This window comes from Kribbella sp. NPDC000426 (assembly GCF_040300265.1).
Classification (GTDB): Bacteria; Actinomycetota; Actinomycetes; order Propionibacteriales; family Kribbellaceae; genus Kribbella.
This window is the reverse complement of record NZ_JBEPDK010000009.1, coordinates 124,815-147,195: the sequence shown is the minus strand read 5'-3', so window position 1 is coordinate 147,195 and position 22,381 is coordinate 124,815. Positions and strand designations below refer to the sequence as shown.

General features: G+C 68.8%; 20 protein-coding genes. 14 read left to right on the top strand and 6 right to left on the bottom strand.

All coding sequences use genetic code 11. The features are described from left to right. Window positions 1–2: 2 nt before the first annotated feature. The gene (locus ABT313_RS37720; RefSeq protein ID WP_350864187.1) at window positions 3–2,873 is read right to left on the bottom strand and encodes a S8 family serine peptidase; all 2,871 of its coding nucleotides are present in this window, start codon (window positions 2,871–2,873) and stop codon (window positions 3–5) included. Between the two features lie 604 nt (window positions 2,874–3,477). On the opposite strand from ABT313_RS37720, the gene ABT313_RS37715 reads away from it, so the two are divergent. After that, a complete protein-coding gene (locus tag ABT313_RS37715) occupies window positions 3,478–4,188 on the top strand; it encodes a hypothetical protein (protein ID WP_350864184.1) in 711 nt (236 codons plus the stop codon). On the opposite strand, the gene ABT313_RS37710 is transcribed toward ABT313_RS37715, so the two are convergent. Continuing rightward, window positions 4,185–5,201: a glycoside hydrolase family 99 protein gene (locus ABT313_RS37710; RefSeq protein WP_350864182.1), complete on the bottom strand. Its 1,017-nt coding sequence runs from the start codon at window positions 5,199–5,201 to the stop codon at window positions 4,185–4,187. The two genes, ABT313_RS37715 and ABT313_RS37710, sit on opposite strands and share 4 nt — an antisense overlap. Before the next feature lie 235 nt (window positions 5,202–5,436). Here ABT313_RS37710 and ABT313_RS37705 point away from each other — a divergent pair, with 235 nt between their 5' ends. The 9 genes from ABT313_RS37705 to ABT313_RS37665 are packed head-to-tail and all read left to right on the top strand — an operon-like array spanning window position 5,437 to window position 14,751. Continuing rightward, window positions 5,437–6,681: an ROK family transcriptional regulator gene (locus ABT313_RS37705; RefSeq protein WP_350864179.1), complete on the top strand. Its 1,245-nt coding sequence runs from the start codon at window positions 5,437–5,439 to the stop codon at window positions 6,679–6,681. Continuing rightward, window positions 6,678–8,180, top strand: a complete 1,503-nt coding sequence (locus ABT313_RS37700) for a sugar ABC transporter ATP-binding protein (RefSeq protein WP_350864176.1) — start codon at window positions 6,678–6,680, stop codon at window positions 8,178–8,180. The genes ABT313_RS37705 and ABT313_RS37700 overlap by 4 nt, the downstream gene beginning before the upstream one ends. Next, entirely contained in the window at window positions 8,180–9,244 is a 1,065-nt protein-coding gene (locus tag ABT313_RS37695) for an ABC transporter permease (RefSeq protein ID WP_350864173.1), read from the top strand. The genes ABT313_RS37700 and ABT313_RS37695 overlap by 1 nt, the downstream gene beginning before the upstream one ends. Window positions 9,245–9,254: 10 nt before the next feature. Next, complete coding sequence (locus tag ABT313_RS37690) at window positions 9,255–10,295, top strand: substrate-binding domain-containing protein (protein WP_350864170.1); 1,041 nt, start codon at window positions 9,255–9,257, stop codon at window positions 10,293–10,295. Between the two features lie 30 nt (window positions 10,296–10,325). Then, window positions 10,326–11,489 carry a Gfo/Idh/MocA family protein gene (locus ABT313_RS37685; RefSeq protein WP_350864168.1) on the top strand — a complete coding sequence of 388 codons (1,164 nt, stop codon included), beginning with the start codon at window positions 10,326–10,328 and terminating at the stop codon, window positions 11,487–11,489. Next, the gene (gene xylA, locus ABT313_RS37680; protein ID WP_350864164.1) at window positions 11,486–12,646 is read left to right on the top strand and encodes a xylose isomerase; all 1,161 of its coding nucleotides are present in this window, start codon (window positions 11,486–11,488) and stop codon (window positions 12,644–12,646) included. Before ABT313_RS37685 ends, xylA begins: the two co-directional genes overlap by 4 nt. A gap of 12 nt (window positions 12,647–12,658) precedes the next feature. After that, on the top strand, window positions 12,659–13,660 hold the full coding sequence (locus ABT313_RS37675) for a sugar phosphate isomerase/epimerase family protein (RefSeq protein WP_350864161.1): 1,002 nt from the start codon (window positions 12,659–12,661) through the stop codon (window positions 13,658–13,660). A 40-nt stretch (window positions 13,661–13,700) separates the two neighbouring features. After that, complete coding sequence (locus ABT313_RS37670) at window positions 13,701–14,021, top strand: hypothetical protein (RefSeq protein ID WP_350864159.1); 321 nt, start codon at window positions 13,701–13,703, stop codon at window positions 14,019–14,021. Window positions 14,022–14,031: 10 nt separating this feature from the next. Then, window positions 14,032–14,751, top strand: a complete 720-nt coding sequence (locus ABT313_RS37665) for a YqjF family protein (protein ID WP_350864157.1) — start codon at window positions 14,032–14,034, stop codon at window positions 14,749–14,751. Here ABT313_RS37665 and ABT313_RS37660 read toward each other — a convergent pair. Next, window positions 14,690–15,526, bottom strand: a complete 837-nt coding sequence (locus ABT313_RS37660) for a hypothetical protein (protein WP_350864155.1) — start codon at window positions 15,524–15,526, stop codon at window positions 14,690–14,692. The two genes, ABT313_RS37665 and ABT313_RS37660, sit on opposite strands and share 62 nt — an antisense overlap. A 66-nt stretch (window positions 15,527–15,592) precedes the next feature. Here ABT313_RS37660 and ABT313_RS37655 point away from each other — a divergent pair, with 66 nt between their 5' ends. Both ABT313_RS37655 and ABT313_RS37650 read left to right on the top strand, forming a co-directional pair. Continuing rightward, window positions 15,593–16,087: a MarR family winged helix-turn-helix transcriptional regulator gene (locus ABT313_RS37655; RefSeq protein ID WP_350864153.1), complete on the top strand. Its 495-nt coding sequence runs from the start codon at window positions 15,593–15,595 to the stop codon at window positions 16,085–16,087. Window positions 16,088–16,159: 72 nt separating this feature from the next. Beyond that, the gene (locus ABT313_RS37650) at window positions 16,160–16,327 is read left to right on the top strand and encodes a hypothetical protein (RefSeq protein WP_350864151.1); all 168 of its coding nucleotides are present in this window, start codon (window positions 16,160–16,162) and stop codon (window positions 16,325–16,327) included. A 16-nt stretch (window positions 16,328–16,343) separates the two neighbouring features. On the opposite strand, the gene pip is transcribed toward ABT313_RS37650, so the two are convergent. The 3 genes from pip to ABT313_RS37635 are packed head-to-tail and all read right to left on the bottom strand — an operon-like array spanning window position 16,344 to window position 18,668. Beyond that, window positions 16,344–17,294, bottom strand: a complete 951-nt coding sequence (gene pip / locus ABT313_RS37645; protein ID WP_350864149.1) for a prolyl aminopeptidase — start codon at window positions 17,292–17,294, stop codon at window positions 16,344–16,346. A 4-nt stretch (window positions 17,295–17,298) separates the two neighbouring features. Further along, window positions 17,299–17,877, bottom strand: a complete 579-nt coding sequence (locus tag ABT313_RS37640; RefSeq protein WP_350864147.1) for a GNAT family N-acetyltransferase — start codon at window positions 17,875–17,877, stop codon at window positions 17,299–17,301. After that, complete coding sequence (locus ABT313_RS37635) at window positions 17,874–18,668, bottom strand: SGNH/GDSL hydrolase family protein (RefSeq protein WP_350864145.1); 795 nt, start codon at window positions 18,666–18,668, stop codon at window positions 17,874–17,876. Before ABT313_RS37635 ends, ABT313_RS37640 begins: the two co-directional genes overlap by 4 nt. Window positions 18,669–18,729: 61 nt before the next feature. Here ABT313_RS37635 and ABT313_RS37630 point away from each other — a divergent pair, with 61 nt between their 5' ends. Together ABT313_RS37630 and ABT313_RS37625 are read left to right on the top strand one after the other, a co-directional pair. Beyond that, window positions 18,730–19,167, top strand: a complete 438-nt coding sequence (locus ABT313_RS37630; protein WP_350864143.1) for a cupin domain-containing protein — start codon at window positions 18,730–18,732, stop codon at window positions 19,165–19,167. Window positions 19,168–19,183: 16 nt separating this feature from the next. Beyond that, window positions 19,184–22,186, top strand: coding sequence for a sacsin N-terminal ATP-binding-like domain-containing protein (locus ABT313_RS37625; protein WP_350864141.1), 3,003 nt, complete (start codon window positions 19,184–19,186; stop codon window positions 22,184–22,186). The last annotated feature ends 195 nt before the right edge of the window (window positions 22,187–22,381 follow it).

The following is a 22,381-nucleotide window of genomic DNA, read 5'->3' as shown; positions in this document are numbered from 1 at the left end:
GCTCAGCTGATCGTGACGATCTTGTTCGCGGAGAACGCCTGCGCATGATCGGCGTCACCCGGGAACCAGATGCGGTATGCGATCTGGCCCCGGACCGCGGGCCGGATGCCGAACGCGTACTTGCCGGACGAGATCAGCTTCACCGAGGCGATCGACTTCCATACCTTGTTCCCGTACTGCTGCAGGTACACCGACTGGCCCGCGTGCGCCGGGGCGACGTACCCGCTGATCGCCGTCGTGCTCCCGAGCTTGATCGATGTCGGCGTCATCGTGGCCGAGATCGTCGGCGCGACCTGGACGGTGATGTCCGACGTCCGCGTCCCCATCAGCTCGGCGTTGCCCGGGAACGTCATCATGAACACCGACGACACCAACGGCTTGTACGCGAAGCTGACGGATCCCGTCGACGACGTCTTCAGCGCCGAGAGCAGCGTGAACTTCGACGAGTTCTTCGGCCGCACGTAGAGGTTTGTCGGCAACCCGGCGTACGCCTTGTTGTCGATCCGCAGCGTGCTTCCGCGCAGTGTGATCGTCCCGCCGTAGCTGATCAGCGTCGACGTCGTCGAGATCCCGGTCTTCATGCCGAGCAACTGCGTTGTCGCCACCGGGCTGACCTTGCCGCCACGATCCTTGACCCAGGCGGCGTAGGTGTACGTCACGCCCTGCGCGAGCCCGGTGTCCTTCACCGCCGAACCCGTGCCCGCGTAGACCAGCGTCCCCGTCGTCAGCGTGGGTGGCTTGCTCAACGGGTTCCGCCGGACGATCACCTGGTCGAGATCGCCGGTCGGCGGCACCTTCCAGGCCAGGTTCGCGGCCAGATACGCGCCGGTCGCGTCGAACGACCCGACCGCGGCCGGCACCTGGTCCACCGTCGAGAACACACTCGTGAACGGCGCGATCGTCCCGCCGTCCCCTTGGACCCCGTTGACGACGATCCGGTACGGCGTGTTGTCGAGCAGCGGCACCGTCGGCGTCAGCGTGGCCACGTTGCTCGCGGCATCGAACGTGACCGCCGCGCCGACCGCGCTGCCGGTCCTTCCGTTCAGCAGCCGGACCGTCGCCGATGTGACGCTGGCAGCAACAACCGTCCGCGCGAACCTGACCGTCGGCGTGGTGGTCAGCGCGGCGTTCGCGGACAGGTCGTTCGGCTTCACGTCCCGCACCGGGTACGCCGTGCCGCTAGGCGCCGAGGCGGTGCCTTCCGCCGAGACGGTCATCGTGTACTTGCGGGTGTCCCGCGATCCGTTGTCGTTGCGCACGGCAATGAACGTCGTGCCCGCCGCCGCGCTGACGATCGTCGACGCGGTCAGCGTGGTTGCCTGCGGGCACCCGGTCGCCGGGTCGGTCGGCGTCGACGGGTACGAGTTCACCGCGCTACCCACCGGGAGAAGATCGCTGTTGTAGACGGCGATCCGCGGTCCGAAGTTCACCGAGTAGGCGCAACTGAACACCGGGCCGGTCACCGACACCTTGAGGTTGCGGTCCGTGTCCGAGGCGACCTGGTACCAGTCGACCTCGCCCTCGACGCCGATAGGTGCGCTGACCGTGGCAGGGACGGTGACCTTGGTGGCCCGCGCGGGCTGGTCGTTGCCGTCCTCGGGGTTGACCGGGAAGTCCGCGGCGAAGCGGCCACCGAGGGCGGCGTACGCGTCGACGATCCCGTGCCCGTAGCACGGATCGATGCCGCGCGGCCCGGCATCGCGGGCGAGGACCTCGAGCCGCTGCGCAACCTGTGCGGGCGTGAACGACGGCCACTTGTTCTTCACCAGAGCCGCGATCCCGGTGACGATCGGCGCCGAGCAGGAGGTGCCGGTGCAGTACCAGTACGGCGCGTACTCCGGGGGAGTGAGGTTCCGCGGGCCGGTGCTGAGAATGTTCCAGCCCGGTGCGGCGACATCCACCCAGTCGCCGTACGAACTGAAGTCGGTCAGCACACCGCCGGCGTTGGTCGCGGCCACGGCGATCGCCTCGGGGTACGCCGCCGGGTACTGCAGCTCGTCGGTCCCGCTGTTGCCGGCAGCAACCACAACGGTGACGCCCTTGGCGATGGCGCGTTTGACGGCGTCGTGCAGTACGGGGTTGTCGCCGGGGCCGCCGAGCGACATGTTGATCACCTTGGCGCCGTGCGCGGCCGCCCAGTCGATGCCCTCGGCGATGTCGACGTCGTACCCGCCGCCGTTGGCGTCGAGGACCTTGACCGGCATCGCCTTCACGTTCCAGCCGACACCGGCGACGCCGATGCCGTTGTTCGCGGCGGCGGCGATGATGCCGAGCGTCATGGTGCCGTGGCCGTTGTCGTCGATCGGGCCGCGGTTCGGCGAGGTGGCGTTGTAGCCGGTGACGAGATGGCCGACGAGATCCGGGTGGCCGGCGTCGACGCCGGTGTCGAGGACGGCGACGATCTGGCTGCCGGTCGTCTTCGAGAGATCCCAGGCCTGCGGCACCCGGGCGGTGCCCAGGTACGTCTTCTGGTCGGTGTTGTAGTACTCGTCGTTCGGGACCGCCGAGATGTAGCGCTTGTAGTTCAGCGAGGCCAGCTCGACATTCGGGTCGGCCTTCATCTTCTTCAGCAGGTCGGGCGCGGACAGGTCGCCCTCGATCTTCACGACGTTCGATGCGACCGAGTCCTGGGTGCTGCCGCCGGCCTTGGAGACGGCGGCCCGGCGTGCCGCTGTCGTTGCCTTGGGCTTGAACTTCACCAGCACGGCGTTCGGCTCGAACTCGGCCTTGGCCGACGGGTGCGCGGTGAACGGCGGCCGGTACGGCGCCGGCTGCGCGGCCGAGCCGGACGAGCCGGTCAGGACGATCAGTGAACCGGCGACCAGGGCAGCAGGCAGCCCGAGACGCAGGAGATGAGCAGGGCGGAGACTCACAGGACCCCCCACGGGTCAAAAGTGGCAGACGTGCGGAGTATTCCAGAGCCTGGAACTCCAGTGCAGACCAGAATCAATGTCCAAAGCTGCAATCCCGCAACGACGTCCCACCCGAGCGCCGACCACCCGGCGCGCCACGTTGAAGTCGCTCGGAGTACAGGCTGTGGCCGAGCGTGCACTCTAGGCTCGGGTCATGACAGTGGATCTGGGTTTCTGGCGGAGGGCGCCGTTCAGCGGTGGTGGCCTGACCTACGACTGCTTCGAGAAGGCCGGGTGGTCGAATTTCTCGAAGAACAGCTGACAGCAACCGCTTGACGACGGTCAGTGCGGAAATGTCAAAAACACGTTGAGTAACTCGTCCGGTGTGATTCGGTGCCCTTCACGCGGGGGAGCCTACTCGTGCCTGGGGGTTGATCGTTGCAGTCTGCAAGTGCGGCGGAGCGGTGGGTGACGCCGTTGTTTTTGCTCTGGTCGTGGGTACCTGAGACATGGCACGATCGGCCACCGAGGGCACAACAGGGGACGCATCGCGTATGGCGGGTGCCAGGCACCGGACGAGTGAGGCTGTATGAACGGGCGGACAGCGCAAGATAGCCGGAAACCGGTGAACGGGTCGGCCAACGGAACCAGCGGTCACGGTCCGCAATCAACCACACACCTGCAACAACCGGCCGCGGATCAGCCCGTCGGACCGGCCGGCGAACAAGCGCAGCCCAAGCAGCCGAAATGGCAGCCGGGGGAGCAGGTCGCCGAGATCCGCGCCGAGGAACCGCCGCGCTCCGAGTGGCTTTCCGAGGTCCGTGATCGTCCACGGGTGCAGAACGGTACGACGCTGCGCCAGTTCAACACTCCGGTCCGGGTCGACGAGATCGCGGTCGCCGCGATGACGCTGGCCGAGGACCTGCAGGCCGCGACGCAGAGCATGCCCGATTCCACCGAGCTGCGGCGGTTCCGGCACGAGCTCGACCAGGCCGCCACCACGTTCCGCGAGATGGCGACCAAGCTCGAGGCCACCGCCGGCAAGCTCGTCCGCCTGGCCGCCAACGAGGGCCAGGTCTGCGGTGTCGGCTGGGGCGTCTGCCCCGAGCACGGCCTGACGCTGATGAACATCGGCGACACCGCGACCTGCCACGTCCTCGGCTGCGGCCGGCAGAACGAGGGCGAGGTCGAGCGCTGTGAGCACCCGGTCGCCTACAAGGTGGTCGACGCCGCCGGACCGGCCCTGCTCACCTGCTCCGGCCACGCCATTGCCTGCCGGATGTACTTCGACAACCCGGTCATCACCGCGACCGCGGACAGCATGGAGCTCTTCTAGATTCGGGGCTGTGTGGGTCGGACCGAGGTCAGCGGCGCCTGGCCCTTGAACATGCGACCGCCGTCGTTGGTCAGTCGTAGGTAGTAGTCCGCCGAGCACGCCGTACCGTCCTCGTCGAGCGCGCGGATGCCGGACCCGGCCGGGACCCACGCGGCGCTCTCCGCGGTCTTCGCGATCTGGTTGCCCTCGTTGCCCTCGTTGAACTCGTTGAACTCGTCGAACATCGAGATGTACATGCCTTGGACGCCGACCCGCGTCAGGTTGTAGAACTGCCGCCACATCAGCTCGCCGTGCATCCGGTGCCCGGACTGCAGATCACCGGGGATGACGCACGGCTGGTAGTCGATCCCGTGTGCGTTGCAGTCGGCCTGGTCCTGCTGGTTCACGTTGTTGTAGTAGTGATCCGCGCCGGCGAGGTCGCTGATCCGGCCGACCATCCACGGCGAGAGCATGTTGAACGCGTGGTACACGTCCAGGTACCCGGGGCGCGAGTCCTCGTTGCCGGGCAGCCAGTGCGTCGGCACGCCGCCGATCACGTAGCAGCCCTGCCCCTTGAACCAGTTCACGACATCCAGGCACACCGACGCCGGGAAGTCCTTGTTCGCCTCGTCGAACCCGAAGCCCCAGATGCAGACCACGGGCTTCCCGTTCTGCCGCGCGTACGCCGGTGACGCCGTGTCCGCGCTCATCTTCGCGGTCCAGTCGGCCTTCATCTCCGACTGCATGTTCGTCCAGCCGGTCGCGTCGTACATGATGTAGAACTTCCGCCCGTACTGCTCGGCCCCCTGCCGCACCTTCGCGGCCATCGCGTCGCGGGTCGGGCCTTCGCCGCCAGTCGGGTTGAACCGCTGCAGCGCGGCCGTGTCGCAGCCGTTCTGCTGCATCCACTGGAAGTGCGTGTTCACGGTCTGCTGGTCGTACGACGAGAACAGCTTGGCGGGCTGCCCGTTGCCGAGGTTCGCGTACGCCGTCTGGTACGTCGAGCCGAAGTCGCGGACATCCGGCCAGCTCACGATCGCCGTGTTCGACGGCGAGGGCGGCTGACCCCAGTTGCTGCGGTGGTGGCGAGGAGGGTACGGCGAGTGAGTTTCATGGGTGCTCCTGGTGGGGGCGGACAGGAGGTGCGCCGCGAGCGTACAAATCTGAACAAAGTCCTGCAAGAACTTCACGGTTACGGAACTCTTGACGCCCGGTCAGCCTGAACTTAGTTTGTTGGATCAACAGACAAAGTCGCAGGAGGTCGCCGGGATGACGTTGACGACGCGTGGTGTCGCCGCCGATCACGTCTCACTCCGGCGGAACAACCTCTCCGTGGTACTGCGGCACGTCCGCGACCTCGGACCGCGGTCCCGGGCCCGGATCGCCGAGGAGACCGGCCTGAACAAGGCGACCGTCAGCAGCCTGGTCGCCGAGCTCGTCGAACGCGGCCTGCTGCGCGAAGGCTCCGCCGATTCCTCCCGCGCCCTCGGCCGTCCCGGGCTGCTCGTCGAACTGGACGGCTCAGGCGTCTGCGGTGTGGGCGCCGAGATCAACGTCGACTACCTGGCTGTCGCTGCCCTGGATCTGGCCGGCAACGTCGTGCACGAGAAGCGCGTGCCGGTCGACGTCGCACACCTCGATCCGGCGACGACGCTCGACCGCTTCGCGGACCTGGTGCAGGAGGCTGTCGCGGCCGTGGAGGCTCGTGGCGGGCAGTTGGCCGGAGTCACGCTGGCCGTGCCGGGTCTGGTCCAGGGCGCGACCGGCGAGTTGAAGCTCGCGCCGAACCTGGGCTGGGGCGAGCTGTCGATCGCCCAGGAGATGCGACAGCGGCTGGGCGAGCCGACGTACCCGTTGCGCGTCGACAACGAGGCGAACCTGGCGGCCCTGGCGGCGTACGCCGATCTGCGCCGGACCGAGGACGAGCCGGTGCACGACCTCGTGCTGCTGACCGGCGCGGTAGGTGTCGGCGGCGGCGTGGTGTCCGGCGGGCAGCTGTTGCGTGGCGGGCACGGGTACAGCGGCGAGGTCGGGCACATGCCGGTCGCCCCGCCCGGGCGGACCTGCGGGTGCGGCCGGACCGGCTGCTGGGAGACCGTCGTCGGGCTGACCGCACTGTTGCACAAGGCAACGGACAGGGACGACCCGGTGCGGGATCCGTCGCTGGACGTGGAGCAACGGCTGGCCGGGATCACCCGGCGGGCCGAAGCGGGGGAGGCGCGGACGCTGTCCGCGTTGAAGGACGTCGGCACCTGGCTGGGGATTGGGGGAGCGATCCTGGTGAACATCCTGAACCCGGACGTGCTCGTGCTCGGTGGGTACTTCGCCGTGCTCGGGCCATGGCTGAAAGAACCACTGGAGAAGGCGATCCGCGACCGCGTGATCGCGCCGGACGGCGGCGGTTGCCGGGTGGTCCGGTCCGACCTCGGTTTCGCCGCGGCCGTCCGCGGCGGCGCACAGATCTCGCTCGACCAGGTCTTCGTCGAACCGACCAGGATCGGGGTCGCGCCATGAGCGATCTGCTGACGATGACCGGGATCGTCAAGGAGTTCCCCGGCGTACGGGCGCTCGACGGGGTCGACCTCGACGTTCGTGCCGGCGAGGTGCACTGCCTGCTCGGGCAGAACGGCGCGGGCAAGTCGACGTTGATCCGGGTGCTGACCGGTGCACACCAACCGGATGCGGGCACGATCCAGCTGAACGGCGAGCCGGTCCAGCTGAACAGCCCGACCGCGGCGATCCAGCGCGGGATCGCCGCGATCTACCAGGAACTCGACCTGGTGCCCGACCTGACTGTTGCCGAGAACATCTTTCTCGGCCACGAGCCGGCCCGCTTCGGTTTCAGTCGCACGCACGAGGCGACCGTGCGGGCACGCGAGATCCTGCAGGGTCTCGGGCACGCCGAAATCCCCACCCACCGCACAGTCGGATCCCTGCCCGCCGCCGGCCAGCAGGTCGTGAGCATGGCCAGGGCGCTGTCGCGTGACGCGCGCCTGATCGTGATGGACGAGCCGTCCGCGGTCCTCGATCCCGAAGAGGTGTCGAACCTGTTCCGGGTGATCCGCGGCCTGACCGAACGTGGCGTCGCGGTCGTCTACATCTCGCACCGGCTCGAGGAGATCCGCCAGATCGGCAACCGGGTCACCGTGCTGAAGGACGGTGCGACGGTCGCCACCGGACTCGACGCCCGCGAGACCCCGACGAAGGAACTCATCCGGCTGATGACCGGACGCTCGATCGAGTACGTCTTCCCGCCGCGCAACGAGGTACCGAGCACGGCCCCGGTCGTGCTCGAGGTCGACGAGCTGACCAGGCCGGGCGAGTTCGCCGGGATCAGCTTCACGGTCCGCGCCGGCGAGATCGTCGGCCTGGCGGGCCTCGTCGGCTCCGGACGTTCCGAAGTACTCGAGACCGTGTACGGCGCGCGACGGGCCGCGAGCGGATCCGTCCGCGTCGAGGGGGTCGCGCTGCGGCCGGGACGGGTGCAGGCGGCGGTCAAGGCCGGCGTCGGTCTGGCTCCGGAGGAACGCAAGAGCCAGGCGCTGCTGCTGGACCAGGCCGTGTACAAGAACATCACGGTGTCGACGCTGCAGCGGTTCGCCAGCGGGGGATTCCTGAACAACCGGGCGGAGCGGGAGGCAGCGACCGGCCTGGCCAGGTCGCTGGACCTGCGTCCGGCCGGGGTGGACCATCCGGTCCGCAACTTGTCCGGGGGCAACCAGCAGAAGGTCGTGCTGGCGCGCTGGTTGCTGCGGGACTGCCGGGTGTTGCTGCTCGACGAGCCGACGCGTGGCGTCGACGTCGGCGCCCGCTCGGAGATCTACGCGCTGATCCGCACACTCGCGGCCAACGGGGTCGCGATCGTGCTGGTCTCCAGCGAGGTCGAGGAAGTGCTCGGGCTGTCAGACCGGGTCGTCGTACTGCGGGAGGGGCGTGCCGTCCACACGGGACCCGCGCAAGCCATCGACGAGCACCAGGTCCTCGACCTGGTGATGGAGGGGAGTGCGGTGTGATGAGTGAGGACATCACAAGATCTGACCCAGCAGCGGAGACTCGACCGGACACGACGGCGTCGACCCAGGCAACCGTGGTTCAGCCGACCGCGCAGCGATCGGCAGACCTGCTCAGGTCCGGCTTCGGACGCAACCTCGGTCTGGTGGTCGCGCTGGTCGTGCTGTGCATCGTCGGCGTGATCACCGCCGGCGACACGTTCGCCACCGGCGCCAACGTGCTGACGATCCTGCGGCTCGCCGCCGTCATCGGCGTCGTCAGCGTCGGTATGACGTTCGTCATCACCGGCGGCGGGATCGACCTGAGCGTCGGCGCGATGGTCGCGCTGGCCTCGGTCTGGGCGACCACGCTGGCGACCCAGCAGCTGGCCGCCGACTACCACTGGATCCTGATGGTCACCACGGCCCTCGCGGTCGGCGCCGCCTGCGGCCTGGTCAACGGCCTGTTGGTTGCCTACGGCAAGATCGTGCCGTTCATCGCGACACTGGCGATGCTCGCGGCGGCGCGCGGCCTGGCCGAGATCATCTCCGACCGCAAGACCCAGATCATCACGGTCAACTCGTTCGTCGACTTCTTCGGCGGCTCGCTGATCGGCGTTCCGGTGCTGGTCTGGATCTTCCTGCTGGTCGCCGCGGCCGGCTGGGTGGTGCTGAACCGGACCACGTTCGGCCGCCGTACCTTCGCCGTCGGCGGCAACGCCGAGGCCGCCCGGCTGGCGGGCATCAAGGTCCAGCGGCACACCGTCGCGCTGTACGTTGTGGCCGGGCTGTGCTGCGGGATCGCCGCGGTGATGCTGATGGCGCGGACGACGACGGGGAGCTCCACCCACGGTCAGCTGTACGAGCTGGACGCGATCGCGGCGGTGGTGATCGGCGGCACGCTGCTGTCCGGCGGCCGCGGCACGATCGTCGGCACGGTCATCGGCGTACTGATATTCACGACGTTGAACAACGTCTTCACGCTCAACAACCTGAGCATCTCCGCCCAGTCTGTGGCCAAGGGGGCGATCATCGTGATCGCCGTCCTGCTGCAGCAACGTCTGGCCGCCCGCACGACGAGTTCATAGGAGGACAACGATGTCCAAACGTTCCGCCCGAAGTCTGGTGGTCGCAGGCATGGCCGCGGTCGCTCTGACCGCCTGCACCAGCAACACCCCGAAGGCCGAGGACAACGCCGACAAGGCGCCGGCCAACCAGGCCGCGGTCAAGAACGACGAGCCCGGCAAGAAGGTCAAGATCGGCTTCTCCGCGCCGGCCGCCGACCACGGCTGGATGGGCGCCATCACCAAGGCGACCCAGGCCGAGGCGAAGAAGTACTCCGACGTCGACCTGGTCGTCGCCGAGGGTACGAACGACGTGAACCTGCAGATCAGCCAGGTCGAGACGTTCATCAACCAGAAGGTCGACGCGATCGTCCTGCTGCCGTTCGACGGCGCCGCGCTGACCCCGGTCGCGACCAAGGCGATGGAGGCCGGTATCACGGTCATCAACGTCGACCGCGAGTTCGACAGCCCGTTCGCGGCCCGGACGACGGTGCTCGGCGACAACCACGGGATGGGCGTGTCCGCGGGCACGTACATCTGCGACCAGCTGAAGGGGAAGAAGGACGCGGTGGTCGCCGAGATCGCCGGCATCGACTCGCTGCCGTTGACTCAGGACCGCAGCCGGGGATTCAAGGAAGCGCTCGCCGACTGCGGCCTGAAGGTGAGCAACCGGGTGGCCGCGGAGTTCACCGTCGAGTCCGGCGAGAAGGCCGCCGCCAACCTGCTGCAGGCGGCGCCGAAGATCGACGCGATCTGGAACCACGACGACGACCAGGGCGTCGGCGTCATGGCCGCGATCAAGAACTCCGGCCGCAAGGAGTTCTTCGTCGTCGGCGGGGCCGGCTCGGCGAACGTGATGCGGGACATCAAGTCCGGCAACTCGTTGCTGAAGGCCACCGTCATCTACCCGTCCACGCAGGGTGCCGACGGCATCCGGCTGGCCCGCCTGCTGGTGCAGGAGAAGGCCCTCGGCGACCTGGTGGAGGTCGAGGTGCCGCGCACCGTCCAGCTGTACGCGCCGGTGGTCACCAAGGAGAACGTGGACCAGTACCTTCCCACCGCCTTCGAAAGCTGATCAAACACAGCGAGAGCTAAGAGGAGAGCAATGACGAACCTGGGCATCGGCCTGATCGGCTACGCGTTCATGGGCGCGGCCCATTCGCAGGCCTGGCGGAGCGCGCCGCGCTTCTTCGACCTGCCGCTGGACCCGGCCATGAACGTGCTCTGCGGCCGCAACGCGGAGGCCGTGCAGGCCGCCGCGACGAAGCTCGGCTGGAAGGAGACCGAGACCGACTGGCGCAAGCTGCTCGGCCGCGACGACGTCCAGCTGGTCGACGTGTGTACGCCGGGCGACAGCCACGCCGAGATCGCGATCGCCGCCCTGGAGGCCGGTAAGCACGTCCTGTGCGAGAAGCCGCTGGCCAACACCGTCGAGGAGGCCGAGGCGATGACCGCGGCGGCCGAGGCGGCCGCGGCCAAGGGGATCAGGTCGATGGTCGGGTTCACCTACCGCCGGGTGCCGGCGATCGCGCTGGCCCGGCAGCTCGTTGCCGAGGGCAAGCTCGGGACGATCCGGCACGTGCGTGCGCAGTACCTGCAGGACTGGATCTCCGACCCGGAGGCGCCGCTGTCGTGGCGGCTGGACAAGTCGAAGGCCGGGTCGGGTGCGCTCGGCGACATCGGCGCGCACATCATCGACATGACGCAGTTCATCACCGGTGACACCATCGGCGAGGTCAGCGCGCGGCTGGAGACGTTCGTCAAGGAGCGTCCGGTCGCGGCCGAGCACTCGGGCCTGGCCGGTACGGCGGGCACCGAGCGCGGTCCGGTCACCGTCGACGACGCGGCCGTGTTCCTGGCCACGTTCCGCTCCGGCGCGCTCGGCGTCTTCGAGGCCACCCGCTTCGCGACCGGCCGCAAGAACGCGATCCGGATCGAGATCAACGGCAGCCTCGGCAGCCTGGCGTTCGACTTCGAGGACATGAACCTCCTCCACTACTACGACGCAGGAGAAGACTCGAGGACAGCGGGCTTCCGCCGCATCCTCGCCACCGAACCCGACCACCCGTATGTCGGTGCGTGGTGGCCGCCGGGCCACCTGCTCGGCTACGAGCACGGGTTCACCCACCAGGTCGTCGACCTCGTCACCGCGATCGCCGAAGGAGTCGATCCGGCGCCGTCGTTCGCCAACGGTCTACAGGTCCAGCGCGTGCTGGCCGCGGTCGAGACCAGCTCTACATCCCGTCAATGGCAGGAGATTCCAGCATGAACAGCTTTACCCCGACCAAGGACGACAAGTTCTCCTTCGGCTTGTGGACCGTCGGTTGGCAGGGCGTCGACGTCTTCGGTACGGCGGTCCGCCCGGCGATGGACCCGGTCCACGCCGTCGAGAAGCTCGCCGAACTGGGCGCCGCGGCCGTCACGTTCCACGACGACGACGTCGTCCCCGACGACAGCACCCGCGGGCAGGTGCTCGAGCGCTTCCAGAAGGCGCTGGCCGACACCGGGATGGCCGTCGAGATGATGACGACCAACCTGTTCGCCCACCCGGTCTTCAAGGACGGCGGCCTGACCGCCAACGACCGCCAGGTCCGCCGGTACGCGCTGGCGAAGGTACTGCGCAACGTCGACCTCGCCGCCGAGCTGGGCGCGACGACGTACGTGCTGTGGGGCGGTCGTGAAGGGGCCGAGTCCGGCGGTTCGAAGGACGTGCGGGCCGCGCTTGATCGATACAAGGAGTCGATGGACCTGCTCTGCGCGTACGTCCGCGAGCAGGGCTACAACATCCGGTTCGCGATCGAGCCGAAGCCGAACGAGCCGCGCGGTGACATCCTGTTGCCGTCGATCGGCCATGCGATTGCCTTCATCAACGATCTCGCCGACCCCGAGCTGGTCGGTATCAACCCCGAGGTCGGCCACGAGCAGATGGCGTCGCTGAACTACGCACACGGCATCGCGCAGGCGCTGTGGCACGGGAAGCTGTACCACATCGACCTCAACGGGCAGCACGGTCCGCGGTTCGACCAGGACCTGCGGTTCGGCGCCGGCAACCTGCGTGAGGCGTTCTGGACGGTCGACGTACTGCAGGGGCAGGGACGCTACCCGGCCTACGACGGCCACATCCACTTCGACTACAAGCCGCCGCGGACCGAGGACGAGGACGGCGTGTGGGAGACCGCGCGCGGTTGTATGCGGAACTACCTGATCCTGCGCGAGAAGGTGAACGCGTTCCGGGCCGACCCGGAGGTCGCCGAGGCGCTCGAGGTCGCGCGGGTCGCGGAGCTGCACGAGTCGACGCTGGCCGAGGGCGAGTCGCTGGCCGACCTCCGCGGCGCGTCGTACGACCCGGATGCCCTCGGTAACCGCGGTCTCGGGTTCGAGCGCCTGGACCAGTTGGCGATGGAACACCTCCTCGGCGTCAGGTAAGGAGCAGACGACATGGCGCGACCGATCACGTTGTTCACCGGGCAGTGGGCCGACCTGCCGTTCGAAGAGGTGGCCCGGCTGGCGGCCTCGTGGGGCTACGAAGGCCTCGAGATCGCCTGCTGGGGCGACCATCTCGACGTACGACGGGCCGCTGAGGACCCGGCGTACGTCCAGGACCGGATGGACATCCTGGACAAGCACAACCTGAAGGTGTGGACGATCTCCAACCACCTGCTCGGGCAGGCGGTCTGCGACGACCCGATCGACCAGCGGCACCAGGCGATCCTGCCGGCGCACATCTGGGGCGACGGCGACCCGGAAGGCGTCCGGCAGCGGGCGGCCGAGGAGATGAAGACCACCGCCCGGGCCGCGCGGGCGCTCGGCGTCGACGTCGTCGTCGGGTTCACCGGGTCGTCGATCTGGAAGACGGTCGCGATGTTCCCGCCGGTGCCGCCGGCGATGCTCGAGGCCGGTTACCAGGACTTCGCGGACCGGTGGAACCCGATCCTCGACGTGTTCGACGAGGTGGGCGTGAAGTTCGCGCACGAGGTGCACCCGTCGGAGATTGCCTACGACTACTGGTCGACGACCAGGACGCTCGAGGCGATCGGGCACCGGCCGGCGTTCGGGCTGAACTGGGATCCGTCGCACTTCGTCTGGCAGGACCTCGACCCGGTCGGGTTCCTGTGGGACTTCAAGGACCGGATCTACCACGTCGACTGCAAGGACGCGAAGCGTCAGGTCGGTAACGGCCGCAACGGGCGGATGGGTTCGCACCTCGCCTGGGGTGACCCGCGGCGCGGTTGGGACTTCGTCTCGACCGGTCACGGGGACGTGCCGTGGGAGGCGTGCTTCCGGATGCTCAACACGATCGGGTACGACGGCCCGATCTCGGTCGAGTGGGAGGACGCCGGCATGGACCGCCTGGTCGGCGCCGCCGAAGCGGTCCAGTTCGTCCGCTCACTCGCCTTCGACGCACCGACCGCATCCTTCGACGCGGCGTTCTCGTCCTAGTTGCCCCAGGTCCGGGACCTCCAGCGGTTACGCTCGCCCTATGAGTGCTGGAAAGTACACCGCGCAGATCGTGGAGGTCCCGGACCACGGCATCAAGCTGGAGCCGGTGGAGGGGACGACCGTCCCGGACGGGCCGAACGAGGTGAATCTGCTCGGGATGTCGATCGCGTTGGCGCTCGGCGCGGCGGGGTACCACCACCACGCCGAGCAGCGCGATCCCGAGCTGCAGACGCTGGGCGCGCTGCTCGCCGGCGACGCGGTGATGCCGTGGAAGCCGGCCGCGGCCGGGAGTACGGCGTACATCGTGTGTGAGCTGAACGACGGGCGGCCGACCTGCGAGGTCCGTCCGACGGCCGGGTAACGCCGGCCAGATGGTCTGGCCGGCGGCGCCGGCGCTGCGGCGGCCGCGGATCCTGCGGCAGCGGTGGCTCGATCTGACGTTCCTGCACTGGGCCGTCGAGCCGGCCGAGGTCGCACACTTCTTCCCGCCGGGCACGCGTCCGGACACGTTCGAGGGACGCACGTACGTCGGTCTCGTGCCGTTCCGCATGGGCGACACCGGGCTGCCGCACGGTCCGGGTGTGCCCTACTTCGGCTCGTTCCTCGAGACGAACATCCGGCTCTACTCGATCGACGAGACCGGTCGACGCGGTGTCGTGTTCCTCAGTCTCGACGCGAACCGGCTGGCGGTCGTCGCGGCGGCGCGGACCGTCTTCGGGCTGCCGTATCGGTGGGCTCGCATGAGCCACGTGCGCGACGGCAACCACCACACCTACACGTCGAGACTGCGTGGGATCGAGTCAGTTGTCGGCGTCTCACTGGGGGAGCGCCTGCCGCTCGGGCCGCTGGAAGACTTCCTCACCGCGCGCTGGGGCCTGCACATCGAGCGCGCCGGCCGCACCTGGTACCTCCCCAACGAGCATCCCCCGTGGATCCTGCACTCCGCGACGCTTACTTCGCTCGATGCTGACGCCTTGCTGAAGTCCGTCGGTCTGGTGCCACCGGGTCGGCCGCCGGATCATGTCGCGTTCAGCGCTGGGGTGCCTGCTGCGTTCGGTCTGCCATCAGGGCGGCCGTCTCCCGGACGATGAACTTCAGGTCTACCTGGGTCGCCCAGCGGTTCACCTCGGTCGCCAGTGCGTGCGAGCCGGCGGTGTCACCCTCGTCGCGAAGCAGTACGGCGAGCAGCGTCTGCTGCGCCAGCGCACCGAGTAGATGCCCGACCTTCTGTCGCAACTCGGTCGATCGCTCCCAGTGTTGTCTCGCCAGCACGAGGTCGCCCGCTGTGTGGGCGTGATCGCCGAGATGCCTGAGCGCGAGCGACATCAGCAGCTCGTCGCCTGCCTTCTCGCCGAGCCGGTACGCCGTTGTGTAGTGCGCGAACGCCTCGTCCGACCGGTCGTAGAGGTTGTCGGCCATGACACCGGCGTAGAAGATCACGGCTCCCCGGCGGGCCTCGTCAGGGGCGTCCGCGGCCAACCGCCGAGCGCGTTCCCCGAGCTGCCCGTCGTCGGTGTGCGAGCCGAACAGGGCTGTCGAATAGTCCTTGCGAAGTCTCAGCATGGCGAGATCCCAGGCCTGCTCGCGACAGGCCCCGGCCGTCTCGGAGCCACCGGCCTGCCGGGCCGCGCCGGCGAGCGCGGAGAGCGCGGCGAGCGCCGCCGCGATCGCGGTCGGGGCCTCGTCCGTCTGCTGGGCGAAGTCCTGGTCTGTTGCGACCTCGGCCCGGCCCAGCGCGAGGGCCAGCTCCTCGTCCGGATCATCGGCCCGGGCTGCGTTCAGGAGGGTGGTGGCGGCGGCCCACTGACCGGCGCGCATCAGGTGGGTGGCGGCGGTGACGACGTCCGCGGCTGCAAGGTGGCTCATGCTGCGAGAGTATTTCGACGTCGAAATATTTGACAACTAACCTTCAGTGGCTGAAAGGTTAGTCGGGTGAAGGACTTCGTGGATGCTCATGTCGATCTCTGGGCCGGTCAGCTGTCCGGGCTGGATCCCGAGGTCGAAGGGATCACGGTTCGCATGCAGGTCCTGACGCGGTACCTCGAGCGCCGCCGGGAGGCCGTGCTCGCGGAGTACGGGCTGCAGCTCTGGGAGTTCAAGACGCTGCACATGCTGCGACGCGGCGGTACGCCGTACCGCGAGACGCCGGGCGGGCTGGCCAAACAGCTCGGGATGTCCGCGGCGGCGCTGACCAATCGGCTGGATGCGCTGGAGCGGCGTGGGTTCATCGACAGGGCGCACGACCGCGACGACCGGCGCAAGGTCGTCGCGACCCTGACCCGGACCGGGAGCGACCTCTGGGAGCGTGCCATCGGCGACATCAGCCGGCTCGAGGAGGAGCTGATCCACCAGCTACCGGCCGCGGACCGCGGCCGGCTCAACGACCTGCTGCGGCAGCTGGTTCTCGTCACCGAGAAAGATTCCTAGCCGCGGGATGTCAAATGCGGCCGGTCTGCTTCGACGTCCAGGTATAAGCGCCGAAACCTGGAGGACCGACCGATGGAACCGCTGAACCTGATGGTCTCGCTGAGCCACTTCGCCAACGACAACCGCGACAACAAGCACGGCCTGAGCCAGCCCGCCGGCCGGCGCAAGCCCGTCGAGAAGCCCCCGCTCCCGAGCCGTCGACGCGCCTGGTGGGCGATCCGTGCCCGAGCTGCCTCGTGACCGCATGGAAACCCGTTCAGGTGCCGGCGAACCGGGCCACCGTAGCGCGGACGTGGTCGTGCATCGCGGGGCTGCCCTTGTGGCCTGCGTCGTCGAAGGCAACCAGTTCGGCACCTGGCCAGGCCTGAGCGAAGGTCCAGGCGGCGTCGAACGGGCAGCTCAGATCGAGACGCCCGTGCATGATCACGCCGGGGATCCCGGCCAGGCGGTGCGCATCGCGAAGGAGCGCTCCGTCGGCAAACCAGCCGTTGTTCGCGGCGTAGTGGGCACAGATCCGCGCGAAGGCCAGCAAGTCCGCTGAGACGCGATCACTGAACGGGGCCGATCGGCCGTGGGGCTCGAGCGACAGGACTGCGTCCTCCCAGGCCGACCAGGCGAGCGCGGCCCTGGCTCGTACCTCCGCATCGGGATCGGCCAACTGCGCCACGTAGGCAGCGACCGGGTCATCAGTACCGATCCTGAACCGCTCCCATTCTTCGGGGAACAACCGCGCGACTCCACCGCGGTACAGCCAGTCGACCTCCGCACGGCCCATCAACCAGAACGCGGGCAGCACCATCTCCGACACCCGCTCCGGATGCCGCTCGGCGTATGCGACCGAGAGCGCCGATCCCCATGAGCCGCCGAAGAGCAGCCATCGCTCCACCCCGAGCTGCGAACGCAGTTGCTCGATGTCACGCAACAGATGCTCGCTCGTGTTGAGCGACATGTCCGTCGAGAGCTCACTCGCGTGCGGCGTACTCCGCCCACAGCCGCGCTGATCGAACAGGATGATCCGATAACGCTCCGGGTCGAACAACTTCGGCGTACCGGACGGGCTCCCACCGCCCGGACCACCGTGCACGATCAGCGCGGGCTTGCCGTCCGGATTGCCGCGCTCCTCCCAGTAGATGCGGTTGTCGTCGCCGGTTTCCAACATCCCGCCGGCGTGAGCTTCGGTCGAGGAATGCGTCGCGGGGCTGTTCATGGCGTCAGCGGGCGGCGCGGTACATGGAGTAGTGGATCGGTCCGTGGTGCGGGAGTTCTAGTTCGGCGGTCGTCGTGAAGCCGAAGGACTCGTAGAACCCTACGTTCGAAGGGTCCTGGGTCTCGACGAACGCGGGGGAGTGGGCGGCATCGGCTGCCGCGAGACCAGGCTCGATGACCGCGTGACCCAGGCCTTGGCGCTGGCGGGCGGGATCGACCCCGGCAAGCGCCAGCAGCCAGACCGGCTCGCGCGGGTGGAAGACCCCGATCGCCTGACCGTACTCCGCATTGAGCGCCGCGCGGGCGCCGGTGAGCTCCTGGAACGCGGCGGCATGTGGCGCGAATGCGTCGGCCGGCATGTCCGGCGGGAACCAGAGCGCGACCGCACTCACGTCGTCGGTCACCCAGATCCGCCCGTGCGGCAGCCCGACACCTTCGACGAACAACCGGTGGTACTGCGTGAGCCGCTCGGCGTATCCGTCCGGGTCGAGGCAGGCCCGGGACATCGGATAGTCGAACAACGCGCGGGTGAGCGTGCCGACCGCCGCGTCGACGTCCGCTTCGGTTGCCTCGCGTACCTTCACGATCTGAGCACCTCGAGGATGAGATCGGCGACGCCGCGCATGCCGGCCGCGTTCGGGTGGTACGGAACGAAGCCGCCGAGGTTGGGCGGCAGCATCGTGAACCCGGTCGTCCACGGCTCGGCCGAACCGATGGCGTGATCGCGACTCGCCGCGGACGCTGCGATCAGGTCGGCGCCCGTTGCCGCCGCGGCCTTCGCGAACGCGGTGGCCAGACCGTCGGCCATCATCGCGACGCTCGGCAGCTGCTCCTCGTTCAGCGGTACGTCGAGCCGTGGGCGGGTGCCCGGTCCGACCAGGCTGAGGTAGTCGACGAGCAGGATGCGCGCGTCCGGCGAACGCTCCTGCGCCTGCTCGACGACCGTCGTCAGCGAGTCCGCGACGGCCTGGTACGACGCCTCGTCCTTAAGGTAGCTGACCCGGGCCCGGATCCGGTTCGCGACCCGGCGGCCGAGGATCGTGGCGGGTTTGGCGATCGTGTTCAGGAAGCTGCCGCGCAGGAATGTGCCGACGTACTCGAGATCGTTGCCGCCGACGGTGATCGTGACGAGCGCGGTGTCCGGGGTGAGCGCCTCGAGTTGCGGCGGCGCGTCGTCCTGCGGGGTGTCGAGCAGATGCGCGGTGGTGGCGCCGGAGTACGAGACATCGGTGAGGTCGAGGCCGAGCTCGGCGGCGACGAGGTGTGCGTAGTTGTTGCCCGAACGGCCCGCGGGCGGGTGCACGATCGGGCTGATCCCCGGTCCGGCCGCGAACGAGCTACCCATGGCGACGTACCGGCTGCCGGATGCGATCACCGGACCACGATAGTTGACCTGCCACGATCAACCGACCAGCCGCTTCAGAAAGGTAGTTCTCATGCACCGAATCACTCGGGGAGCCCTCACCGCCGTCGCCGCCGGCGGGCTGGCGATCGGTCTGCTCCCGTCCGCGGCGGACGCCACGCCGGGGTCGGGCGTCACCGGCACGATCCTGTCGCAGTCCACGATCGGGCGCACCGACTACGTGCTGCGCGAGATCACCATCCAGCCGGGCGGTACGACGGGATGGCACTTCCACGACGGCACGCTGTACGCGTTCGTGAAGGCGGGCACGCTCACGCACTCCGATCACGACTGCAAGACCGACGGCGTGTACCGCGCCGGCGCCGCGTTCACCGAGCCGAGCGGCGCCGACCATGTGCACGTCGGACGGAACCTCGGCAGCAAGCCGATCGTGCTCGAGGTGCTGTACGTCCTGCCGCACGGCAAGCCGCTGTCCGAGGACGCACCCAACCCGGGCTGTTCGTTCCAGTAAACGTCATACTTCCCCGGTGACTGATGACGTGTTCGGTACGACGAGGATCCGCGAACGGGTGCTGGCCGGATGGACGGCCGCACCCGTTCGATTCCGCGAGGACGCGAACGCCGAGGAGGAACTGGCCCTCGGCGGGTACGTCGATCGCCTGGTGATCGAGCTGGCCCAGAACGCCGCCGACGCCGCTGCTCGTGCGGGCGTGCCGGGGCGCGTGCTGTTCGAATTCAGGAACAACACCCTGGTCGTCGCCAACACCGGCGCGCCACTGGATGCGGAAGGCGTCGAGTCGCTCGCAACCCTCAGAGCATCAGCGAAGCGCGACAAGCTGCCGCCGTCGGCGGCCGATGAGAGCGGCGAGGGCGGCGGTGCCGGGTCGGTCGGGCGGTTCGGGGTCGGATTCTCTGCTGTGCTTGCAGTGACCGACGAACCGGTGGTGCTGTCGCGCACCGGCGGGGTGCGCTTCTCGAAGGCCGACACGGCGGCTGCGATCGCCGGACTCGCAGCCGACCTCGACACCGAGGTACGGCGGCGTGACGGGCAAGTGCCTGTTCTTCGCCTTCCCTTCGAGGCGGACGGCGAGCCGCCTGCGGACTACGACACAGCCGTCATCCTGCCCCTGCGCGACGAGGCGGCCGCCGGGCTCGTCCGGCGTCTGCTGGCCGAGGCTGACGACGCCCTACTGCTCGCCCTCCCCGGTCTCCACCGCATCGAGATCGAGACCGACGAGGCCCATCGAGTCCTCCAGAACGCCGAGTCCCGCTGGTACGTCCACCGGACCACCGGCACCTTCAACACCACCGAACGCGAGCAGCTCCTCGCCGACCGCCCAACCGAGGAACGCTCCCGCCCGAACTGGTCGGTCACCTGGGCGCTACCCCGCTCAGCAGCAGCGGTGGTGCCGGCAGTTGCGTATGCGCCTACGCCTACGGATGAGCCGGTGGCGCTCGGGGCGTTGCTGTTGGCAACCTTTCCGTTGGACTCCACCCGGCGGCATGTTGCCAAGGGCCCCTTGACCGATCGCCTGGTTCGGGAGGCGGCCGCCGCGTTCGCCGAGCTTGTGGGCGAGCGAGCCGACGCCGGCGACGACGTACTGCGGTTGGTGCCGACCGGGCTTGCGGCTGGGACGCTGGACCGGATGCTGCGGGAGGAGATCCTGAGCCGTCTGCCCGCAACGCCGATGGTGAGATCGGTCGAGGACGGCACGCTGCTGCCGCCGCGGGACGCGGTCGTGGTGGAAGGTGCGGACGACGCATTCAACGAGAAGCTGGCGCCGATCGTGCCGGGTCTGATCAGGGCGCGACGCGAGGATCGGCTGGCGCTGGATACCTTGCAGGTAAGGCGTTTGGAGCTGGCCGAGGTAGTGGATCAGCTCGGGGGAGAGGAGTCACCCGGCTGGTGGCGCGAGCTCTACGCGTCGCTCAGCACGATGGTCACCGACGCCCTGATCCGCGAATCCCTCGGCACCCTCCCGGTCCCGCTCGCCGACGGTCGGCTGGTCCGCGGTGCCCGCGGTCTGCTGCTGCCCGGCCCCGAGATCCCGGTCGACATCCTCGCCGCCTTCGGCGAGTACGGCGTACGCGTCGTCCACCCTGAGGCCGTAGACCCCGCGCTGGAACGACTCGGCGCGATCCCCGCCACCCCGCGATCGCTCCTCGAAGACAGCGCCGTCCGCACCGCGGTCGAGCACTCGGCAGACGCCGACGACCCCGACGCCATCGTCCACGCCGTACTCAGTCTGGTCGCCGCCGACCCCGCGCAGGCCGAAGGTCTCTGGTGGCTGAACGACCTGGTACTCCGCGACGCGGACGGCGAGCTCGTGCCCGCAAACGCCTTGGTTGTCGAGGGTTCCGACGCACAAGCCATCCTCGACCCCGACGAGGTCGCCCCCATCGCCGGCGACGTCCTCGACCGCTACGGCCTGCCCGCTCTCGAAGCCGTCGGTGTGCTCGCGACCCTAGGCATGGTCGCCGCCTCCGACGTCGCGCTCGACCAACTCCCCGAAGCCGTCCAGGACCTCGACGCGATCGAGGACTGGGCGTACGACGTCGCGCCCGAAGGCTCCCGGTACGGCGCCACCGTCGGTGAACTCGAAGCGGTCCGCGACCTCGACTGGATCACCGACGGCAACTGGCCGAAAGCCCTGCAGATCATGGGTTCTGAGCCCGATCTCCGCCGCGCGCTCGTCACCCAGGTCCGGGTCGTCGGCCCGGACGATCGACCGCTCGGCGTACCGTCGTACGCGGCCTGGTGGATCCGCGAACACGTCCTCCTCGACGACGGCGAACCACTCGCCGGACGGGCCGATCCCGACGCCGAGCCGGTGCTCGCGACCTTCCTTGACCCGGCGCCGGTGTGGACCGCCGCCCTCGATCCGGAGGTCCGTACGGCGGTCGGCCTGGTCCGCGACGTCGGCGACCTCGACGCCGACGGCATCAGCCTGGTGCTGGACCGACTGGTCGACCCCGAACGCGAGGTCGACGCGGCCTCGATCCTCCGGTTGTGGACCCGGCTCGGCACGCTGAAGCTGTTCCCCGGCGACGCGCCCGAGCAGGTCCGCGTTCTCGATGCGGACGGCGTGACGCGAGTGATCGACGCGGACCAGGCCGTCGTCGTCGACGGGCCGATGTGGGTGCAGCGGGAGGACCTCGGCGGGTTCGTGATCGGCTCCGGCGCCGCCGCCGACGGTCTGAGCGACCTCCTCGACGTACCGATGGCGCAGGAGATTGCCGAGGGCAAGATCGACGGCGAGGCGACGGCGGCCGACGTACCGCCGATCGTCCGCGAGCTCGTCCCCGAGGTGCCGGCGACGTGGTGGGAGCATGAGGAGCTCACGGTCGACGGCGTCGAGGTCTCGTGGTGGGTGGACGCCGAGGGCGGCGCGCACGCGGCGACGTTCGACGGCCTCGCGAAGGCCCTGGCGTGGTCCGCCGGCCGGTGGGACCGGCGGCATGTGATCCGCGCGGTTCTCAACGAACCGGACCGCAGCACCGAACTTCTGGTCGACGCCGTCTACGACTGACCGGATCCGGCCGCAGGGCCTGATTTGCACGCCCTGTGACCGTCGTTGGAAGCGTTTCCGCCTCCGGGCGTCACTCAGAGCGAGCCAACGTTGTCAAAGGTTGGTATATCGACTGATCTGCGGATATGACTTCATTTTTCCAACGTGGCAACGAACTCTTGCCAACGTTGTCAACGCTACTTATAGTCCGTGGCA

Excerpts from the sequence above, each read along its gene's own strand:
- ABT313_RS37705 (WP_350864179.1), top strand. The coding sequence starts at position 5,437 with ATGACGTTGACGACGCGTGGTGTCGCCGCCGATCACGTCTCACTCCGG.
- ABT313_RS37700 (WP_350864176.1), top strand. The coding sequence starts at position 6,678 with ATGAGCGATCTGCTGACGATGACCGGGATCGTCAAGGAGTTCCCCGGC.
- ABT313_RS37695 (WP_350864173.1), top strand. The coding sequence starts at position 8,180 with ATGAGTGAGGACATCACAAGATCTGACCCAGCAGCGGAGACTCGACCG.
- ABT313_RS37690 (WP_350864170.1), top strand. The coding sequence starts at position 9,255 with ATGTCCAAACGTTCCGCCCGAAGTCTGGTGGTCGCAGGCATGGCCGCG.
- ABT313_RS37685 (WP_350864168.1), top strand. The coding sequence starts at position 10,326 with ATGACGAACCTGGGCATCGGCCTGATCGGCTACGCGTTCATGGGCGCG.
- xylA (WP_350864164.1), top strand. The coding sequence starts at position 11,486 with ATGAACAGCTTTACCCCGACCAAGGACGACAAGTTCTCCTTCGGCTTG.
- ABT313_RS37675 (WP_350864161.1), top strand. The coding sequence starts at position 12,659 with ATGGCGCGACCGATCACGTTGTTCACCGGGCAGTGGGCCGACCTGCCG.
- ABT313_RS37670 (WP_350864159.1), top strand. The coding sequence starts at position 13,701 with ATGAGTGCTGGAAAGTACACCGCGCAGATCGTGGAGGTCCCGGACCAC.
- ABT313_RS37665 (WP_350864157.1), top strand. The coding sequence starts at position 14,032 with ATGGTCTGGCCGGCGGCGCCGGCGCTGCGGCGGCCGCGGATCCTGCGG.
- ABT313_RS37660 (WP_350864155.1), bottom strand. The coding sequence starts at position 15,526 with ATGAGCCACCTTGCAGCCGCGGACGTCGTCACCGCCGCCACCCACCTG.
- ABT313_RS37650 (WP_350864151.1), top strand. The coding sequence starts at position 16,160 with ATGGAACCGCTGAACCTGATGGTCTCGCTGAGCCACTTCGCCAACGAC.
- pip (WP_350864149.1), bottom strand. The coding sequence starts at position 17,294 with ATGAACAGCCCCGCGACGCATTCCTCGACCGAAGCTCACGCCGGCGGG.
- ABT313_RS37630 (WP_350864143.1), top strand. The coding sequence starts at position 18,730 with ATGCACCGAATCACTCGGGGAGCCCTCACCGCCGTCGCCGCCGGCGGG.